This window comes from Qipengyuania citrea, assembly GCF_024171405.1.
Taxonomy (GTDB): domain Bacteria; phylum Pseudomonadota; class Alphaproteobacteria; order Sphingomonadales; family Sphingomonadaceae; genus Qipengyuania; species Qipengyuania profunda.
This window is the reverse complement of record NZ_JALJZT010000002.1, coordinates 2,269,663-2,286,211: the sequence shown is the minus strand read 5'-3', so window position 1 is coordinate 2,286,211 and position 16,549 is coordinate 2,269,663. Positions and strand designations below refer to the sequence as shown.

At 66.4% G+C, this 16,549-nt stretch carries 14 protein-coding genes; 7 read left to right on the top strand and 7 right to left on the bottom strand.

Annotation, left to right across the window (positions count from 1 at the left end):
- Positions 1 to 30 precede the first annotated feature (30 nt).
- Positions 31 to 1,263, top strand: a complete 1,233-nt coding sequence (locus J2S32_RS12095; protein WP_253521744.1) for a sensor histidine kinase — start codon at positions 31 to 33, stop codon at positions 1,261 to 1,263.
- Positions 1,264 to 1,301: 38 nt separating this feature from the next.
- Entirely contained in the window at positions 1,302 to 2,384 is a 1,083-nt protein-coding gene (locus J2S32_RS12090) for a mechanosensitive ion channel family protein (protein WP_253521742.1), read from the top strand.
- Here J2S32_RS12090 and J2S32_RS12085 read toward each other — a convergent pair.
- Positions 2,381 to 4,708 (bottom strand): CDC48 family AAA ATPase, encoded by a 2,328-nt coding sequence (locus tag J2S32_RS12085; RefSeq protein WP_253521740.1) that lies wholly within the window; start codon positions 4,706 to 4,708, stop codon positions 2,381 to 2,383. The two genes, J2S32_RS12090 and J2S32_RS12085, sit on opposite strands and share 4 nt — an antisense overlap.
- A gap of 402 nt (positions 4,709 to 5,110) precedes the next feature.
- On the opposite strand from J2S32_RS12085, the gene J2S32_RS12080 reads away from it, so the two are divergent.
- Genes J2S32_RS12080 through J2S32_RS12065 form a run of 4 tightly spaced genes read left to right on the top strand, consistent with a single transcriptional unit; the run spans position 5,111 to position 8,850 of the window.
- Positions 5,111 to 5,554 (top strand): hypothetical protein, encoded by a 444-nt coding sequence (locus tag J2S32_RS12080; protein ID WP_253521736.1) that lies wholly within the window; start codon positions 5,111 to 5,113, stop codon positions 5,552 to 5,554.
- Positions 5,551 to 6,477, top strand: coding sequence for a 5'-nucleotidase, lipoprotein e(P4) family (locus tag J2S32_RS12075; protein WP_253521733.1), 927 nt, complete (start codon positions 5,551 to 5,553; stop codon positions 6,475 to 6,477). Before J2S32_RS12080 ends, J2S32_RS12075 begins: the two co-directional genes overlap by 4 nt.
- A gap of 56 nt (positions 6,478 to 6,533) precedes the next feature.
- The gene (locus J2S32_RS12070) at positions 6,534 to 7,673 is read left to right on the top strand and encodes a nitronate monooxygenase (protein ID WP_253521731.1); all 1,140 of its coding nucleotides are present in this window, start codon (positions 6,534 to 6,536) and stop codon (positions 7,671 to 7,673) included.
- 37 nt (positions 7,674 to 7,710) lie between these two features.
- Positions 7,711 to 8,850, top strand: a complete 1,140-nt coding sequence (locus tag J2S32_RS12065) for a CaiB/BaiF CoA transferase family protein (protein WP_253521728.1) — start codon at positions 7,711 to 7,713, stop codon at positions 8,848 to 8,850.
- A gap of 70 nt (positions 8,851 to 8,920) precedes the next feature.
- Here the strand turns inward: J2S32_RS12065 and metK are convergent, their stop codons facing one another.
- The 6 genes from metK to hisS all read right to left on the bottom strand — a co-directional run bounded on the left by metK (position 8,921) and on the right by hisS (position 15,902).
- Complete coding sequence (gene metK, locus J2S32_RS12060; RefSeq protein ID WP_253521726.1) at positions 8,921 to 10,159, bottom strand: methionine adenosyltransferase; 1,239 nt, start codon at positions 10,157 to 10,159, stop codon at positions 8,921 to 8,923.
- Between the two features lie 30 nt (positions 10,160 to 10,189).
- Positions 10,190 to 11,785, bottom strand: coding sequence for an apolipoprotein N-acyltransferase (gene lnt / locus J2S32_RS12055; RefSeq protein WP_253521724.1), 1,596 nt, complete (start codon positions 11,783 to 11,785; stop codon positions 10,190 to 10,192).
- Positions 11,786 to 11,827: 42 nt separating this feature from the next.
- Complete coding sequence (locus J2S32_RS12050; RefSeq protein ID WP_253521722.1) at positions 11,828 to 12,523, bottom strand: DUF4167 domain-containing protein; 696 nt, start codon at positions 12,521 to 12,523, stop codon at positions 11,828 to 11,830.
- A gap of 246 nt (positions 12,524 to 12,769) precedes the next feature.
- Complete coding sequence (gene prmC / locus J2S32_RS12045; protein WP_253521720.1) at positions 12,770 to 13,600, bottom strand: peptide chain release factor N(5)-glutamine methyltransferase; 831 nt, start codon at positions 13,598 to 13,600, stop codon at positions 12,770 to 12,772.
- Positions 13,597 to 14,664 (bottom strand): peptide chain release factor 1, encoded by a 1,068-nt coding sequence (gene prfA, locus J2S32_RS12040; RefSeq protein WP_253521718.1) that lies wholly within the window; start codon positions 14,662 to 14,664, stop codon positions 13,597 to 13,599. Before prfA ends, prmC begins: the two co-directional genes overlap by 4 nt.
- On the bottom strand, positions 14,661 to 15,902 hold the full coding sequence (hisS, locus tag J2S32_RS12035) for a histidine--tRNA ligase (protein WP_253521715.1): 1,242 nt from the start codon (positions 15,900 to 15,902) through the stop codon (positions 14,661 to 14,663). Before hisS ends, prfA begins: the two co-directional genes overlap by 4 nt.
- A 111-nt stretch (positions 15,903 to 16,013) precedes the next feature.
- On the opposite strand from hisS, the gene ppa reads away from it, so the two are divergent.
- Positions 16,014 to 16,547: an inorganic diphosphatase gene (gene ppa, locus J2S32_RS12030; RefSeq protein ID WP_253521712.1), complete on the top strand. Its 534-nt coding sequence runs from the start codon at positions 16,014 to 16,016 to the stop codon at positions 16,545 to 16,547.
- The last annotated feature ends 2 nt before the right edge of the window (positions 16,548 to 16,549 follow it).

Here is a 16,549-nt window from a genome sequence, read left to right as displayed (position 1 = left end):
TTCGTCGCGCGCACGCGCGATCCGCGCTGGATGAATGTCGCGCTGCTCGGTGTCATCGCCGCGGCAATGTTCGCGACCCTGTTCCTGGTCTACCAGACGGTGGAGTCCGAACGCGCCCAGCGCGAACAGGTCCGCCGCACGGTCGAGGTGCTCGAGGAACTGCGCCAGGTGAACCGCTCGGTGCTGAGCGGCGAGACCGGCCAGCGCGGTTACCTGATCACGCTCGATCGCCGCTATCTCGCCCCCTACCAGGCTGGCAGGGAACAGATCGATCCGGCGCTCGACCGCATTCGCACGCTGATCGGCGAGGAAGCGACGGCGCGCCAGATCGAGCTGATCGACCAGATCGACGCGCTTGCTCGCGCCAAGTTCGACGAGATGGCCGAGAGTGTCGAACTGCTCGAAGACGGTCGGCTGCTCGATGCGCGCCGTGCAGTGCTGACCGACGAAGGCATTGAATCGATGGAACGGCTCGTCCGCGCGATTGCCGAGATGGAGGACATCGAGAACGAGATTCTCGCCGATCACAGCGCCGAGGCCGCACGGTCCGAAGCGCGTGTGTTGCCGCTGCTCGGCGCGCTGCTGGTGTTGCTGGTTCTTGCCATGTTCGCCGGGACCCGGCTCGTCGGGCGTGCGGCACGTGCCGAGGCCGAGGCGGCGCAGGCGGCGATCGTCAGCGAAGCGCGCGACCGCGCCGACCTGCTGGCGCGCGAACTCAACCACCGGGTCAAAAACCTCTTCGCGGTGATCCTCGCGATCGTGCAGATGAGCGCACGCGACAAGCCCGAAGCCAAGGAAGTGACCGACAGCATCGCGCAGCGCATCCGCGCCCTGCTGACCGCGCATGAGGTGAGCCAGGGCGAACTCGAGCGTCCCGTCGCCTCGCTCCGCGCGCTGGTCGAGACGTCGCTTGCGCCCTATCGGTCGAGCAAGCATCCGGCACAAATCGACGGACCCGAAATCCTGCTGCCCGCCAAGCAGGTCACCCCGCTCGGCCTCGTGCTGCACGAACTCACCACCAATGCAGTCAAATATGGCGCGTGGAAGAACGAGGGCACGGTGCATGTCAGCTGGACCGAGCAGGATGGCACCGTCATCCTTAGCTGGCGCGAAAGCGGGGCCGAACTGACGGAGATGCCCGAACGCAAGGGCTTCGGCAGTCTGCTGATGACCAGCGCGGCGCGCCAGTTCGGCGGCACCTTCGACCGCAGCTTTGCCGACGATGGCCTGCAGGTCACGATCGAGCTTCCCACCGACGACTAGCTTGCGTTAACCCGCCTGCGCCCATACTCCCGCCGCAGATGCTCGAACGCTACGATCCGCGCAATTGGCCGATTTCCTACGACGGTCTGATTCACACGCTTATCGTGCTGGGCGGCGCGGTCGTGATCGCGCTGATCGCGCACTGGATCATCTTCGCCATCCTGCGCCGCTTGGCGCGCGCTTCGGAAAGCACGCTCGACGACGTGGTGGTCGAGACAGTGCGCAGGCCACTGCGCTGGGCCGCGATTGCCTTCGCGATTACCGCCGCCGCGGAAAACGATGCGCTGGTCGGACGCGGCTGGGACCTCTTCGCCAAATTCCTCACCCCGGCAGTGATCGGCTGGGTCGCCTATGCGGTCGTTCGCGGCCTGGCACGCGGGTACGAGGCGCAGATCGGCGAAGCCGACGACCCGGTGGCGCAGCGCGGACGATTGACCCGGATCGCGATCCTGTCGCGCACGGTGAAGGTGGGGATCATCATCATCACCGTCTCGCTGATCATGCTCAACATCCCCGGCGTGCGCGATGTCGGGACGACCATGCTCGCTTCGGCGGGCCTGGCCGCGCTCGCGGTCGGTGCCGCGGCGCAGCCTGCGCTGAAATCGCTGATCGCGGGCCTGCAGATGGCGATCACCCAGCCGCTGCGGATCGGTGACCTGGTCAAGGTCGATGATCAGGCGGGGCGGGTGGAGGAAATCCGCATGAGCTTCGTCACCGTGCGCACCTGGGACGAGCGGGTGCTGGTGGTGCCGACCATGCGCTTCCTCGACGAGAGTTTCGAGAACTGGTCGCGGGTCGACGAGAAGCTGACCGGCCCGGTCATGCTCAATCTCGACCCGATCGCCGATATCGAGCCGATCCGCGCCGAATTCGAGCGTTTCGTCCAGGCCCACCCGCTGTGGGACGGGCGCAACCTCCAATTGCTCATGACCGAAGCGTACCCCGAAAGCGTCGAACTGCGCCTGTCGATGAGCGCGGAGACGATCGGCGATCTGTGGACGCTGCGCTGCGCGGTCCGCGAACACATGCTGGGCTGGCTGAAGACCAACCAGCCCGAGGCGTTGATCCGCCACCGGCTCGAGGTGGAGGCCGCCAACGCGCGCGCCGCGGACGGCGGCTAACCTTCGGTTTCGGGCCCGTGCTTCGCGTCGCGGGTGCTTTCGACCATGCCGTCGTAGAGAAACCCGATCGGGCGCACTTCGGCGGCACGCTTCTTCAACTCGCCGCGCATCTTCTTGTACTCGGCTTCCATCTTCGAAGTGACCGTCGCGCGGCTGTCCTTGAGCGCTTCGGTGAAGTCCATGCCCGTCACCTGCTGCACGTCGCCGCCCGCGCGGTGGAGCGCGTTGAGACCCGCGCGGCGAACGACATCCTCGAGATCGGCGCCGGTGAAGCGCGCGGTCTTGCCCGCCACATCACCCAGATCGACATCGTCGGCCAGCGGCATGTCCTGCGTATGGATGCCGAGGATCTGTTCGCGGCCCGGCCGGTCGGGCGTACCGACATAGACCAGTTCGTCGAAGCGCCCCGGACGTAGCAGTGCGGGATCGACCAGCGTCGGGCGGTTGGTAGCGCCGATCACCACGACCGACTGCAATTCCTCCAGCCCGTCCATTTCGGCGAGGATCGTATTGACCACGCGTCCGGTGACCTGCGGTTCGCCCTGCCCCGACCCGCGTGCGGGAACGAGGCTGTCGATTTCGTCGATGAACAGGACGCAGGGTGCCACCGCGCGTGCGCGCTTGAACATACGCGCGATCTGCTGCTCGCTTTCGCCATACCATTTGGACAGCAGGTCCGAGCTTTTCATCGAGATGAAATTGGCCTTGGCCTCGCGCGCCACCGCCTTGGCCAGCAGCGTCTTGCCGGTGCCCGGCGGGCCATAGAGCAGGAAGCCCTTGGCCGGCCGGATGCCGAGACGATGGAACGCCTCGGGGTTCTTCATCGGCAGTTCGATGCCTTCCTTGAGCTTGCCGATGGCATCGCCCACGCCGCCGATGTCGGACCAGCCGACCTTGGGCATCTGGACCATGACTTCGCGCATGGCGGACGGCTGGATCCGCTTGAGCGCGGAAAGGAAGTCCTCGCGCCCGACGTAAAGCTCGTCGAGCACTTCGGGCGGAATGGTCCGCTCGTCGAGGTCGATCTTGGGCATGATCCGCCGCACCGCGTCGATCGCCGCTTCGCGTGCCAGCGCCGCGATGTCGGCGCCGACGAAACCGTAGGTCGCCTTGGCCAGTTCATCGAGATCGACCTTGTCGCCCAGCGGCATGCCGCGGGTATGGATACCGAGGATTTCGCGGCGGCCCTGTTCGTCGGGCACGCCGATCACGATTTCGCGGTCGAAGCGGCCGGGGCGGCGCAATGCCTCGTCGATCGCGTCGGGGCGATTGGTCGCTGCGATCACCACCAGGTTCGAGCGCGCTTCGAGCCCGTCCATCAGCGTCAGCAGCTGCGCCACCAGGCGCTTTTCGGCTTCGCCCGGCACGCGGTCGCGCTTGGGGGCGATCGAATCGATTTCGTCGATGAAGACGATCGCAGGGGCGGACTTGCCCGCCTGTTCGAACACCTCGCGCAGCGCCTTCTCGCTCTCGCCATAGCCCGAGCCCATGATTTCGGGACCGTTGATGGTGAAGAAATTGGCGTCGCTTTCATTGGCGACCGCTTGCGCCAAGCGGGTCTTGCCGGTCCCCGGCGGGCCATGCAGCAACACGCCCTTGGGCGGGTCGACACCCAGCCGGGTGAACAGTTCGGGATAGCGCAGCGGCAGTTCGACCATCTCGCGCAATTGCTGGATGGTATCCTCCATCCCGCCGACATCGTCGTAATTGACCACCGCGCGGGCATCGCGCGGGGCTTCGAATTCGGCGCGCAGTTCGACCTCGGTATCCTCGTCGATATGGACGATGCCCTTGGGCGTGGTCGATACAACGCTGAGGCGGATCTGGGTCAGCGCATAAGCAGGGGCATTGAACATGCGGCGCACTTCGGGCGGCATGTTCTGCACCGGCTGCTGCCCGGTGGTGGCGACCAGATCGCCCGCGACCAGCGGCTTGCGGAAGAAATTGCGCTTCAGCGCCTGCGCCGGGCCCTGCAGGCGCATTTCGCGCTGCGCCGGAGCGAAGACGACGCGCGTCGCCGGGCGCGATTGGCCTACTGCGATCTTTACATGTTCGCCCGAACCGACCTCGGCATTGCCGCGCTGCAGCCCGTCGAGCCGCACCACGTCGAGGCTCTGGTCCTCGTCATAGGCGGCCATGGCGATCGCCGCGGTGGCGCGCTTGCCGGTTATCTCGACAACATCGCCTTCGGTAATGCCAAGCGTCTGGAAGGCCGAGCGCGGCATGCGCGCGATGCCTTGCCCGCTTTCGTCCTGGCGCGCCGCTGCAACCTGCAGTCTGACGGTGGTTTCCTCTGCTGCTGTTGAAGCGTCCGCGTCGGGCATCTGGGTGGGGCTCCGCTTACCTGTGGTCTGGTGAGGCCCCACTTGGGGACCGGTCGCCGCCGATGCAATGCACGAGCGCGGGCAGCGGGTCTGCCGCAGACAGAAAAAAGCCCGGCTGGCGAACCAACCGGGCTTGGAAGTCTTGGGAGAGGATGCCTAAAAGGCACGAGGAGATATGCGCGGCATCCGGATATTGTGCAAGTGCGAAAAGAACAAGTTTTGTTGCATGAACCGCAACATATGAGGTTCCAGATATCGTAAACCCTTGATTTACCGTCGCTCGGAAATGCGCGGGGTGCACATTTTCCATATTGCGCCGCACAATCGCGCTGCCGATCGCGGAGCACGCAGCGAGGTGACAGCCCTTCTTCGGCGGATTAGGCAGGATGCGAGGAGAATGCGATGCCTGACCCCGCCGGCGTGATCGAACAGCTGGTCACCGATGCCTATGCGGTCATCTCCGGACCCGCGGGCGCGGAACGTGACTGGGCGGCGATGCGCGCACTGTACTGGCCCGAAGCGCGGATGACCGCGCTGCGCCCCACCGGCAGCGAAAGCTGTACGGTCGAGGAATATATCGCCGGCAAGCGCGCCTTTCTCACCGATAACGGCTTTGGCGAGACCGCGCTGGTCAACCGCGTCGAGGTCTACGGCGACATTGGCCATGCATGGTCATCCTATGATGGCGCATGGACCGAAGCGGACGGCACCACGGGGGCGACTCGCGGCATCAATTCGTTCCAGGTAAGGCGCGACCAAACCGGACGCTGGCGAATCCATTCGCTGCTCTGGCTGGTCGAGACGCCCGCCTGCCCCCTTCCCGCCGATATGGAGACCCGCCGATGACCCGCTTTTTCCTGCTTGCCGCCAGCACCATTGCGCTTGCCGGTTGCGCAACCGTGGAGGCGGCCCCGATCGCCGCTGCTCCCGCCGCAGCCACGGGCGAGGACCAGCCCGCCCCCGATACGATGCGCTGGCTCTATGGTTCGGGCGAAGCTGCGGGGGCATCGATCCAAACATGGCGCCAGCTGGCCGATTACACCATCGCGGTTTCACGCCAGCGCAGCGCACCGCGCTCTGTGCCGCTCGGCCTGCCCGATGCAGCGGGCGGGATCGGCACGCCGTCATGCGTGGCCGAAGACGGGACGGCGAAGCCCTTTGCCGCGGTGTTCGATGTCGACGAGACCGTGCTGCTCAACACCGGCTATGAATATTGGCAGGCGCTGACGGGCAAGGCCTTCGACCCGTCCGAATGGAAACAATGGGCGGACCAAGGCGCAGGTATCGCCCCGCCCGTCCCGGGTGCAGTCACCGGTCTCAGGCGCCTGCGCGAGGCAGGCATCACGGTGATCTTCAACACCAACCGCAATTCGGACACCGCGGCAGGCACGGTGGCCGCGCTCGAGGCGGCGGGCGCCGGGCCCGCGGTCCACCTCGAAACGCTCTATCTGCGCGGCGACGACGATATGGGCAGCCGCAAGGATGGCCGCCGCGCGATGATCGCGGAAAGCTATTGTGTGATCGCCCTGGCGGGCGACAATCTCGGCGACTTCGCGGATGTCTTCAATGCCGACGAGAGCGCAATTGCCGCGCGCCGCGCGATGGTCGCCCGCGGTGAATATGCGCAGCTGTGGGGCAATGGCTGGTTCCTGATGCCGAACCCGGTCTACGGCGGCTGGCAGCACGGCAGCGTGGGTGAGGTCTTCCCGCCCGCCACCCGCTGGAAGCCCGCGCCGGGCGATGCGCCGGCAATCATGGAGCGCCAGTAACGCGCGCTTGCGCCGGCGCGGCTTGCGGATAGGGTGACCTGCGAGAGGAGACACCAATGCCGATGAACCGCGTATGCGAAATGACGGGGGCCGAGTTCCCGCTATTCGCCTTCAGTCACTGCCGCGATGTCGTTGCCGCAGTCAGCAAGGCGGGGGGCTTCGGCGTGCTCGGTGCGACGCGGTTCAGCCCCGACCAGCTTGAGGAAGAACTCGCCTGGATCGATGCGCATGTCGATGGCGCGCCCTACGGGGTGGACGTCCTCGTCCCCGAAGTCGTCGACCCGCGGGTCCGCGAGCTGGCGGACAACAAGAGCCGGGCGGCAGTGATCGACCCGTCCTACCAGGGCTTCGTCAATTCGGTACTGGGAGAATATGGCATCGCCCCCGAAGCGGACCTGCCGATCCTGCGCGAACGCATGGGCATCACGCCCGAAAACGGGCTCGCGCTGATGGAAGTCGCCTTCCGCCATCCGATCAGGCTCATCGCCAATGCGCTGGGCATCGCCCCGCCCGCGATGATCAAGGAAGGCAAGCAGCGCGGCGTGCCCGTGGCGGCGCTGGTCGGCGCCAAGGAACACGCGATCCGCCAGGCCGAGGCCGGAGTCGACATCATCGTGGCGCAGGGCACCGAGGCGGGCGGGCACTGCGGCGAAGTATCGACATTGGTGCTGATCCCCGAAGTCGTCCGCGAACTGGCGCGCGCGGGCCACGATATTCCGGTGCTGGCCGCGGGCGGGATCATGACCGGCGGACAGATGGCGGGGATGATGGCGGCAGGCGCACAAGGCGCCTGGACCGGGTCGATCTGGCTGGCCACACCCGAAGCCGAAACCTCCGATGCGTTCCGCGAGAAGATGGTGGCCGCGCGCAGCCGCGATACGGTGCGTTCGCGCAGCCGCACCGGCAAGCCTGCGCGCCAGCTCGGGACGCCGTGGCACGCCGCCTGGGATGCTCCCGAAGGGCCGGGCACCTTGCCCATGCCGCTGATGGGCATGGTCTCCGAACCCGCCTTCGCGCGGATCGAGCGCGAGGCAGCGGCGGGCAATGCAGGCGCGCGCGAACTGGTCAGCTATTTCGTCGGCCAGGGCGTCGGGCTGGTCGAGCAGGTGCGTTCGAGCCGGCAGGTGGTGCAGGATTTTCGCGAGGAGTTTATCGACGCGGTAAGCGGGCTGATGGCGGCGATGGACACTCAGTGACTTGACCGCGGGGTCAGGGCTGCGCAAGCCGCAGGCCATGTGGCTCGATCAACCGCGCAACCCGCAAGCTCCTCTCGCCGGACTGAAGGTCCTCGAACTCGCGCGCGTCCTGGCAGGGCCGTGGGCCGGACAGATTCTCGCCGATCTCGGCGCGGATGTAATCAAGGTCGAAAGCCCCGAGGGGGACGGGACGCGGTTATGGGGCCCGCCATGGATCGAACGCGAGAATGGCGAGCGTGAAGCCGCTTATTACCATGCCGCCAATCGCGGGAAGCGCTCGATCGTCGCCGATTTCAAGGACGAGGAGGACCTCGCGCGAGTGCGCGATCTCGCCGCTTCGGCCGATGTGGTGCTCGAAAATTTCAAGACCGGGACGCTGGCCAAATTCGGGCTCGATTACGCCAGCCTTGCGGCGGCCAATCAGCGCCTGGTCTATTGCTCGATCACCGGTTTCGGCCAGACGGGGCCGCGTGCGCATGAGGCGGGCTATGATTTCGTCGTCCAGGCGATGAGCGGCTTCATGGCGCTGACCGGCGAACCCGCGGGCCAGCCGATGAAGATGGGTATTTCGATCTCGGACCTGACCTGCGGGCTCTATGCCGTCATCGGCATCCAGGCCGCGCTGGCCATGCGCGAACGCACCGGGCGCGGCCAGCATGTCGATATGGCGCTGCTCGATTGTTCGGTCGGCCTGCTGGCGAGTCAGGCGACGCATTTCTTTACCACTGGCGAGAACCCGCCACGGATGGGCAATGAGCATGCGCAGGTGAGCGCCTATGGCGTCTTCCCCGTGGCCGATGGCGAAGTGGTACTGGCGCCCGCCAATGACGGGCTGTTCCGGCGGCTGCTGGCGCTGCTGGGGCGCGACGACCTGCTGGGCGACGAGCGCTTCGCCACCAATGAAAGCCGCCTCGCCAACCGCGCCGAACTCGACGCGATGATCGCCGACGAGACGCGCAAGTGGGAACTCACGGAATTGCTCGGCGCTTGCGGCGAAGCGGGAATTCCCGCCGGGCCGATTAGTCCGATCGACGCCGTGTTCGCCGATCCGCAGGTGCGCGCACGCGGCATGCGGATAGAACTCGACGGCATTGCAGGCGTGCGCAGCCCGTTCACCTTCTCCGAAGCCGAACTCGCGCTCGACCACCCCAGCCCGCGCAAGGGCGAACACGGGTAAATTTCCCTCCGCGCCGCGTTCGAAATCCGTGATGGCAAAGCGGGTAGGCGATCTTGCCCGCCCGAACCGGTCAGGCGAGCGCCGCCTTGAGGTCGTCGACCAGATCGGTCCGTTCCCACGGGAAGAACGCACCTTCGGCCTGCCGGCCGAAGTGGCCGTAGGCAGCGCTCTTGCGGTAGATCGGCTGGTTGAGGCCGAGATGCGTGCGGATCCCGCGCGGGGTCAGCCCGCCGAGCTTTTCGATCCCGCGGATGGCATCCTCGAGCGCTTCGTCGGTGACCCCCGCCGCGCTGGTGCCATGCGTATCGACATAGAGAGACAGCGGCTGCGACACGCCGATCGCATAGGCCAGCTGGATCGTGCAGCGCCGGGCAAGGCCTGCCGCGACGATGTTCTTGGCGAGGTAGCGGGTAATGTAGGCGGCCGAGCGATCCACCTTGGTCGGGTCCTTGCCGCTGAACGCGCCGCCACCATGCGGCGCGGCGCCGCCATAGGTATCGACGATGATCTTGCGCCCCGTCAGCCCTGCGTCGCCATCGGGCCCGCCGATCTCGAACGCACCCGTGGGGTTGATATGCCACTGTGTATCGCCATCGATCCAACCTTCGGGCAGCAGCTCGGTGACGACGCCTTTTACATAGGCCTTGAGCTCGGCTTCCTTGGCACCCTCGTGATAGCCCTTGGCGTGCTGGGTGGAGACAACCACCGCAGTGCAGGCCACCGGCGTGCCGTTTTCATAGCGCAGTGTGACCTGGCTCTTGGCATCGGGTTCAAGGAAAGGCGCCGCACCGCTCTTGCGATCCGCCGCCAGCCGTTCCAGAATCTTGTGGCTGTAGTCGATCGTCGCCGGCATGAGGTCGGGGGTCTCGTCGCAGGCAAAGCCGAACATGATGCCCTGGTCGCCCGCGCCCTCGTCCTTATTGCCATTGGCATCGACGCCCTGCGCGATTTCGGCGGACTGGCCATGCAGATGGTTTTCGAAGGTCAGCGTCTTCCAGTGGAAGCCGTCCTGTTCATAGCCGATTTCGCGCACCGTACGGCGCACGGCCTTTTCGATTTCTTCCTTTGCGCCCGGCGCCCATCCGGCGTTTTCGGCCCAGTCGAGGTTCTTCGCATCATACATCGGCGCGCAGCGAATCTCGCCCGAAAGGATGACGCGCTGCGTCGTTGTCATGGTTTCGCAGGCGACGCGCGCCTCGGGGTCCTTGGCCAGCATCAGATCGACGATGGCATCGGAGATCTGGTCGGAAACCTTGTCCGGATGGCCTTCCGAAACGCTCTCGGAAGTGAAGAGGAAACTGGCGCGCATGAAGGTCGAATTCCCGATATAAAGAAATCTTTATGTGTTCTTTGCGGGGTAGCCTCCCGAACGACGCATGGCAACCAGCGATAGCGCCAGCAGGGCGATCGCCCAGAGCAGCGTGAGCCAGTGACCCAGCCGCGCAAACCAGGTGGGCGCATGCGGCGGCGGGACGAGCGTATCGATCCGGTCGGCGACATTGCGCCCGATATGTTCGCGCACCACGCCGCGTGCATCGATGACCGCACTGATCCCCGTGGTGGTCGAACGCAGCACGGGCAGGCCTTCCTCGGCCGCGCGCATCCGCGCTTGCGCCAGATGCTGCGGTGGGCCCCACATGCCGAACCAGCCGTCATTCGAGGGATTGAAGATGTAATCAGGCCGGTTCGCCCGGTCGACGGTCTCGCCCGAGAAGACGATCTCGTAGCAAATCTGCATGCCCGCGGTGCCGTGCTCGCCCAGATCGTAGCTTTGCGGTCCCGGCCCCGGAATGAAATCGAGCGTGCCTGCAACCAGCCGCGACAGGCCAAGCGGTTCGAGCCATGTGCGAAGCGGCAGATATTCGCCATAGGGCACCAGATGCGCCTTGGCATAGCGCGCACCCAGCCGTCCCGCGGGGTCGATCGAGGTGATGGCGTTATAGGCGCCCACCGCGCGCTCGCGCCCGTCGACCGTAGCAATTTCCAGGTCGACCACGCCGGTCAGCAGCAGGCTGCCCTCGCCGATCGTCTGCCCGATGCGCGCGCGGGCGAAGGCAGGATCGCCGGCTGCGGTCATCTGGGTGTAATAGCGCTGCGGATAGCCATCGCGCAGGTAATCGGGGATGCCGCTTTCGGGCCACAGGACGAGGCGGTGGCTTTGCGGTTTCAGCGGCCTGCTCAGCCGCGCGGTGCGCTGGAATTGTTCCTCGAACCGCGAGGCATCGTTAATCTCGTCCTGCCCGAGATTGGGCTGGACCAGCGTCAGCGGCAGCGAGCCCTCGCGCCCCGCACCGGCGGGCAGGTAGAGCAGCGCGGCAAGCGCGACGGCGGCCAGCCCGAAGCCTGCCCAGCGGCGCGTGCGCACGAAATCGGCGAGCAGGATCGCGAACCCCGCCGTAAGACCCGACAGTGCATAGCTGCCGACGAAGGGCAGCGCCATCGCCAGGCCCGGCCGGTCCCACGGACCCAGCAGCATCATCGACAGCGGTCCCCAGGCATATCCGCTGAAGACCCAGCTGCGGAACCACTCGCCGGCAATCCACATCGCGGCAAAGGCCAGCGCGAAAGCGATCAGGCTGCCGCGGCGCGCCACCAGCCACGCGGCGCAGGTCGCCAGCGCGGGCCACAGCGCGAGGTAGAGCGAGACCAGGGGCACCGCCGCCCAGCCGAGGACGGCAGGCATTTCCGCTTGATAGGTGAAGGCAGTCGCGATCCAGTTGTTCGCGACCGTGAAATGCGCCACGCCGAACAGCCAGCCGGCAAGCAGCGCGCGCTGCCAGCTGGGCATACGCCACGCGAGCCAGCCGAACGCGCCCACTGCGGCGAGGCCGAGCGGCCACAAATGGAAGGGCTGGAAGCCGAAAGCCGACAACACGCCCAACAGGAGGGCGGCGATGTTCGGGTGGATGCGGGCCAGGCCGGGGATTCTCTCCATCGGCCTGCCCCTTAGATCGTCAGGTCAGCGGTGCAAGCGCGATCAGCCGACCGCGCTCACTTCGCTGTCGTCGTCCTGCTTGCGCTTGCGCCGACGCGGAGCGGGCTTGGCATCCCCATCGGCGTCATTCGCGCCGATCGAGGGCGGCAGGACCGTCGCATCGATTTCGCCTTCGCTGCCGGGTGTGCCTTCCTCGTCCTTCTTCGCCTTGCGCGGAGCGCGGCGCTTCTTGGGCGCTTCGCTTTCTTCCTCGCGCGTAAAGGGATTGTCCGAGGATTCGAAATCATTGGCGTCGCCGTCATCGCTGGTGCGCGGCTTGCGCGCCCGCGGTTTGCGATTGCCGTCATCCTGGTCATCGCGGCGGCTCCGCTGACGATTGCCGCCTTCCTGATCGTCGCCGCGACTGCGCGGACGACGGTTGCTGCGACGATCGTCGCCGGCGTCATCGTCGTCGTCATCGTCCGACTGGTTCTGGCCGCGATCGTCGCCGCGCTTGCCCTTGGATTCTTCTTGGCGCGCCTTGTTGTCGGCGATCACGCGCAGATAGTGGTCGGCGAACTGCAGGTAGTATTCGGCCTGCACGCGGTCGCCATTGTGCTGGGCGTCCTGCGCAAGCTTCTTGTACTTGTCGAGCAGCTGCGGGGCATTGCCGCGCGCGCGGCTGTCGATGCGGTTGGCCGAATTGGCGCCGCCCTGATTGCGGTTACCGCGTCCACGACGACGGTTATTGCGATTCATGTTCAAGGGTAGTTGGTCCTCATACAAAGCGCGGCGCGAACCGTATCCGGTTCGCAAATGGCCGCGTGACCCCTTGCGCGCCTGCGCTTGTCGCAGCTCGCGTGCTCCGGTTTGTGCATGGTATGCGTAGCGGTAGGCTGCGCACCGTAACTGCAATGTCGGAGCTGGAACCGGCGGGGTGGCGTTAGCCGTACACCGCAGGCCTGTGGCCACGATTAAGGGTTCCAATCGACTTTGCCAAGTCTTTTATCGCAGGACCAGCGCGCGCGGGCGTCCCGCCAGATCGCGCCGCAGGGTTACGGCAAAGCCCGATTCGCGCGCAAGCGCGCTTACTGCCGCGTCCTGCGTGGCCCCGATCTCGAGTACTGCGACCCCGCCAGGCAGCAGCAACGTGCCAAGTTGCGGAATGATCACGCGATAATCGTCCAGCCCGGCATGCCCGGCGAAAAGTGCGGAGGCCGGCTCGAAGTCGCGCACATCGGGATCGAGCTCCGCATCCGCCTCGACGTAGGGGGGGTTGCACAGGATCAGGTCGAACTGGCCCAGCCCGTCGTTCCAGCCGGGCATGGTCCAGTCCGCGGTCAGCAGGCGCACCTGCTGCGACACGCCGATCGCAGCCGCGTTTTCCGCCGCTACCGCGATGGCAGCCGCGCTGCGGTCGATGCCCACCCCTTCGCCGCCCCGTTCCGCCAGCACGGTCAGGAGCAGCGCGCCGGTGCCGGTGCCCATATCGAGCACACGGCTCGGCCCGGCGCCTGCTTCAAGCGCAGCCTCGACTACCGCCTCGCTATCGGCGCGCGGGATCAGCGTGTCGCGGGTGACGCGGAATTCGCGGCCATAGAATTCCTGGTGCCCGAGGATATAGGCGACGGGTTCATGCGCGGCACGGCGGGCCAGCAGATCGCCGAAACCGGCGGGGACGCTTTCGCCCATGCGCTGCAGCAGCATATGCGAGCGCGATACGCCAAGCGCCTGCGCCATGAGCAATTCGGCATCGAGCCGCGGGGTCGGGCTGGTCGAGCCGAGCCGGTTCGCGGCCGCGCGCAGCGCTGCGGCGACCGTGTCCGTGTCGCTCACTCGGTCATCGCCGCAAGACGCTTGGCTTCGTCCTCGGCGATCAGCGCATCGACCAGTTCGCCCAGCCCGGTCCCGGCGAGGATCTCGGGCAGCTTGTGCAGCGTCAGCCCGATGCGGTGATCGGTCACGCGGCCCTGCGGGAAATTGTAGGTACGGATGCGTTCGGACCGGTCGCCCGAGCCGACCATCGCCTTGCGCGCTTCGGCCTCGGCGCCCTCGGTCGCCTCGCGCTGCTGTTCGAACAACCGTGCGCGCAGCACCTGCATCGCTTTCTCGCGGTTCTTGTGCTGGCTGCGGCCGTCCTGGCAGGTGACCACCGTATTGGTCGGCAGATGGGTGATGCGGATCGCGCTGTCGGTCGTGTTGACGTGCTGTCCGCCCGCGCCGCTGGCGCGGTAGGTATCGATCTTGAGATCGCCCGCGTCGATCTGGACATCGACCTCGTCGGGTTCGGGCAGCACTGCCACGGTCGCGGCCGAGGTATGGATACGCCCGCCGCTTTCGGTTTCAGGCACACGCTGGACGCGGTGGACCCCGCTTTCGAACTTGAGCCGCGCAAACACTCCCGTGCCGGCAATATTGGCGACGACTTCCTTGAACCCGCCGACCTCGGACGCGCTCATGCTGACCGGCTCGACCGTCCAGCCCTGCTCGGCGGCGAAGCGTTCGTACATGCGATAGAGATCGCCTGCGAACAGCGCCGCCTCGTCGCCGCCGGTGCCCGCGCGGATTTCGAGCATGGCAGGCTTGGCATCGGCGCTGTCGCGGGGAAGCATGGCTATGGCCAGTTCGCGCTCGGCCTCGGGCAGGCGCTGGCGCAGCTCGGCCAGCTCCTCCTCGGCCATCGCTTTCATCTCGGGATCGGCAAGCATCTCCTCGAGGCTGGCAATCTCCTCGCGCGCCGCCCGCACTTCGGCGGCGACCCTGGCCACGGGCTCGAGCTCGGCATAGTCGCGGCTGGCCTGGACGAAGGCGTCCCCTTCCAGCTGGCCCGACGCCATCCGCGCCTCGAGCTCGGCGAAGCGGTGGGCGATCTGGTCGAGGCGTTCGGCGGGGATGCTCATGAGCGGCCGAGCAGCGCCTCGAGGCGCGCAGTGGCGGCCTCGTCGGCCTTGATCCGCCGTGCGGGCGCACCGTCGCGCAGGTCGAAGGCGACGATCGCCTCGGCCCCCGCCTTGACCGCCTTGTCGAACCGCTTGCGCGGGCTGCCGGATGCGAACAGTTCGACGGTGAGGCCGCCGCGGCGGAGCGTGCCGAGCGCAGCGATCGCGGCGTCCATCGCGCCGTCGTTTTCGACCACGACTATGGCGTCCGCATTGGGTTCGGCCCTGTCCCCCACCAGCATCGCCAGCCGTTCGATCCCCGCGGCCCAGCCGACCGCCGGGGTGGGCGCGCCGCCGAGGCTTTCCATCAGCCCGTCGTAGCGCCCGCCGCCCAGGATCGTGCTCTGGCTGCCGAGCTTGCCCGCGGCCTCGCTGCCCTCGTCGGGGATGAATTCGAACGCGGTGTGGCGATAATAGTCGAGCCCGCGGACGAGGCTTTCGGCGCGCTGCCACTTGACCCCTGCCGCATCCAGCCCGCTGGTGACCGCGTCGAAGAAGGCGCGCGCATCGTCGGACAGGAACTGGTCGATCTTGGGCGCATCGGCGACGAAGGCCCGGTCGCGGCGATCCTTGCTGTCGAGAATGCGCAGCGGGTTCTTCTCCAGCCGCTCCTGCGAATCCTCCGACAATTCATCCTTCACCGCGCGGAAGTACTCGACCAGTGCAGCGCGCCAGGCCTCGCGGCTGTCGCCATCGCCCAGCGTGTTGAGATGCAGGGTCATGCCGGTGATGCCGAGTTCCTTGAGCAGCTGGTCGGCCATGGCGAGCAGTTCGACATCGGCCTGCGGTTCACCCGCGCCGATGATTTCCGCGTCGATCTGGTGGAACTGGCGATAGCGCCCTTTCTGCGGGCGTTCGTAGCGGAACAGCGGGCCATGCGTCGCCAGCTTGACCGGCGCGTGCTGCTGCCACCCGTTCGACAGGAAGGCGCGCGCGATCCCGGCGGTGAATTCGGGGCGCAGCGTCAGGCTTTCGCCGCCGCGATCGTCGAAGGAGTACATTTCCTTGCTGACCACGTCGGTCGTCTCGCCGATTGCGCGGCTGAACACTTCGGTCTTTTCGAACACGGGCATTTCGACGCGGCGGAAGCGATAGAGCTTGCGCACGCGCTCGAAAGTTTCGACCACGAATGCGAATGCCTCGGCGTCGGCGCCGAAAATGTCCTGCGTGCCGCGGATTGCCTGGGGTGTCTTTGCCATGGTGCGCGCGATTAGGGCCATCGTCCCCCTTCCGCAATGCTTCACAAGCCGCTATCGGCGCCGCGAAGTCTTTCCGGGAGAGGGGCTGACCGCAAAGAGAGAAGACACACAATGCGCATCGACATGATCCCCACGGGCGACAATCCGCCCGAAAGCCTCAACGTCATCATCGAAGTCCCGACCGGCGGCGAACCGGTGAAATACGAATTCGACAAGGATTCGGGCGCGCTGTTCGTCGACCGTATCCTGCACACGCCGATGCGCTATCCGGCCAATTACGGCTTTGTCCCGCACACGCTCAGCCCCGACGGCGATCCGCTCGACGCGCTGGTCATTGCGCGTTCGTCCTTCGTCCCCGGCTGCGTCGTGCGCACCCGCCCGATCGGCGTGCTCAACCTCGAGGACGAGCATGGCGGCGATGAGAAGCTGATCTGCGTGCCCGTCGACACGACCTTCCCCTATTATTCGGACATCGCCGAAACGAAGGATCTGCCGAGCATCATCTTCCAGCAGATCGAGCACTTCTTCACCCACTACAAGGATCTTGAAAGCGAGAAATGGGTGCGGATCGGCAATTGGGGCGATGCCGCCGAAGCGCGCGACATCGTGCTCGAAAGCATCGAGCGGTACAACGCCGCGAAGTAGCG

What these genes read in the sequence shown, in the direction of transcription:
- J2S32_RS12095 (WP_253521744.1), top strand. Translation starts at nt 31, where the DNA reads ATGAATGTCGCGCTGCTCGGTGTCATCGCCGCGGCAATGTTCGCGACC.
- J2S32_RS12090 (WP_253521742.1), top strand. Translation starts at nt 1,302, where the DNA reads ATGCTCGAACGCTACGATCCGCGCAATTGGCCGATTTCCTACGACGGT.
- J2S32_RS12085 (WP_253521740.1), bottom strand. Translation starts at nt 4,708, where the DNA reads ATGCCCGACGCGGACGCTTCAACAGCAGCAGAGGAAACCACCGTCAGA.
- J2S32_RS12080 (WP_253521736.1), top strand. Translation starts at nt 5,111, where the DNA reads ATGCCTGACCCCGCCGGCGTGATCGAACAGCTGGTCACCGATGCCTAT.
- J2S32_RS12075 (WP_253521733.1), top strand. Translation starts at nt 5,551, where the DNA reads ATGACCCGCTTTTTCCTGCTTGCCGCCAGCACCATTGCGCTTGCCGGT.
- J2S32_RS12070 (WP_253521731.1), top strand. Translation starts at nt 6,534, where the DNA reads ATGCCGATGAACCGCGTATGCGAAATGACGGGGGCCGAGTTCCCGCTA.
- J2S32_RS12065 (WP_253521728.1), top strand. Translation starts at nt 7,711, where the DNA reads ATGTGGCTCGATCAACCGCGCAACCCGCAAGCTCCTCTCGCCGGACTG.
- metK (WP_253521726.1), bottom strand. Translation starts at nt 10,159, where the DNA reads ATGCGCGCCAGTTTCCTCTTCACTTCCGAGAGCGTTTCGGAAGGCCAT.
- lnt (WP_253521724.1), bottom strand. Translation starts at nt 11,785, where the DNA reads ATGGAGAGAATCCCCGGCCTGGCCCGCATCCACCCGAACATCGCCGCC.
- J2S32_RS12050 (WP_253521722.1), bottom strand. Translation starts at nt 12,523, where the DNA reads ATGAATCGCAATAACCGTCGTCGTGGACGCGGTAACCGCAATCAGGGC.
- prfA (WP_253521718.1), bottom strand. Translation starts at nt 14,664, where the DNA reads ATGAGCATCCCCGCCGAACGCCTCGACCAGATCGCCCACCGCTTCGCC.
- hisS (WP_253521715.1), bottom strand. Translation starts at nt 15,902, where the DNA reads ATGGCAAAGACACCCCAGGCAATCCGCGGCACGCAGGACATTTTCGGC.
- ppa (WP_253521712.1), top strand. Translation starts at nt 16,014, where the DNA reads ATGCGCATCGACATGATCCCCACGGGCGACAATCCGCCCGAAAGCCTC.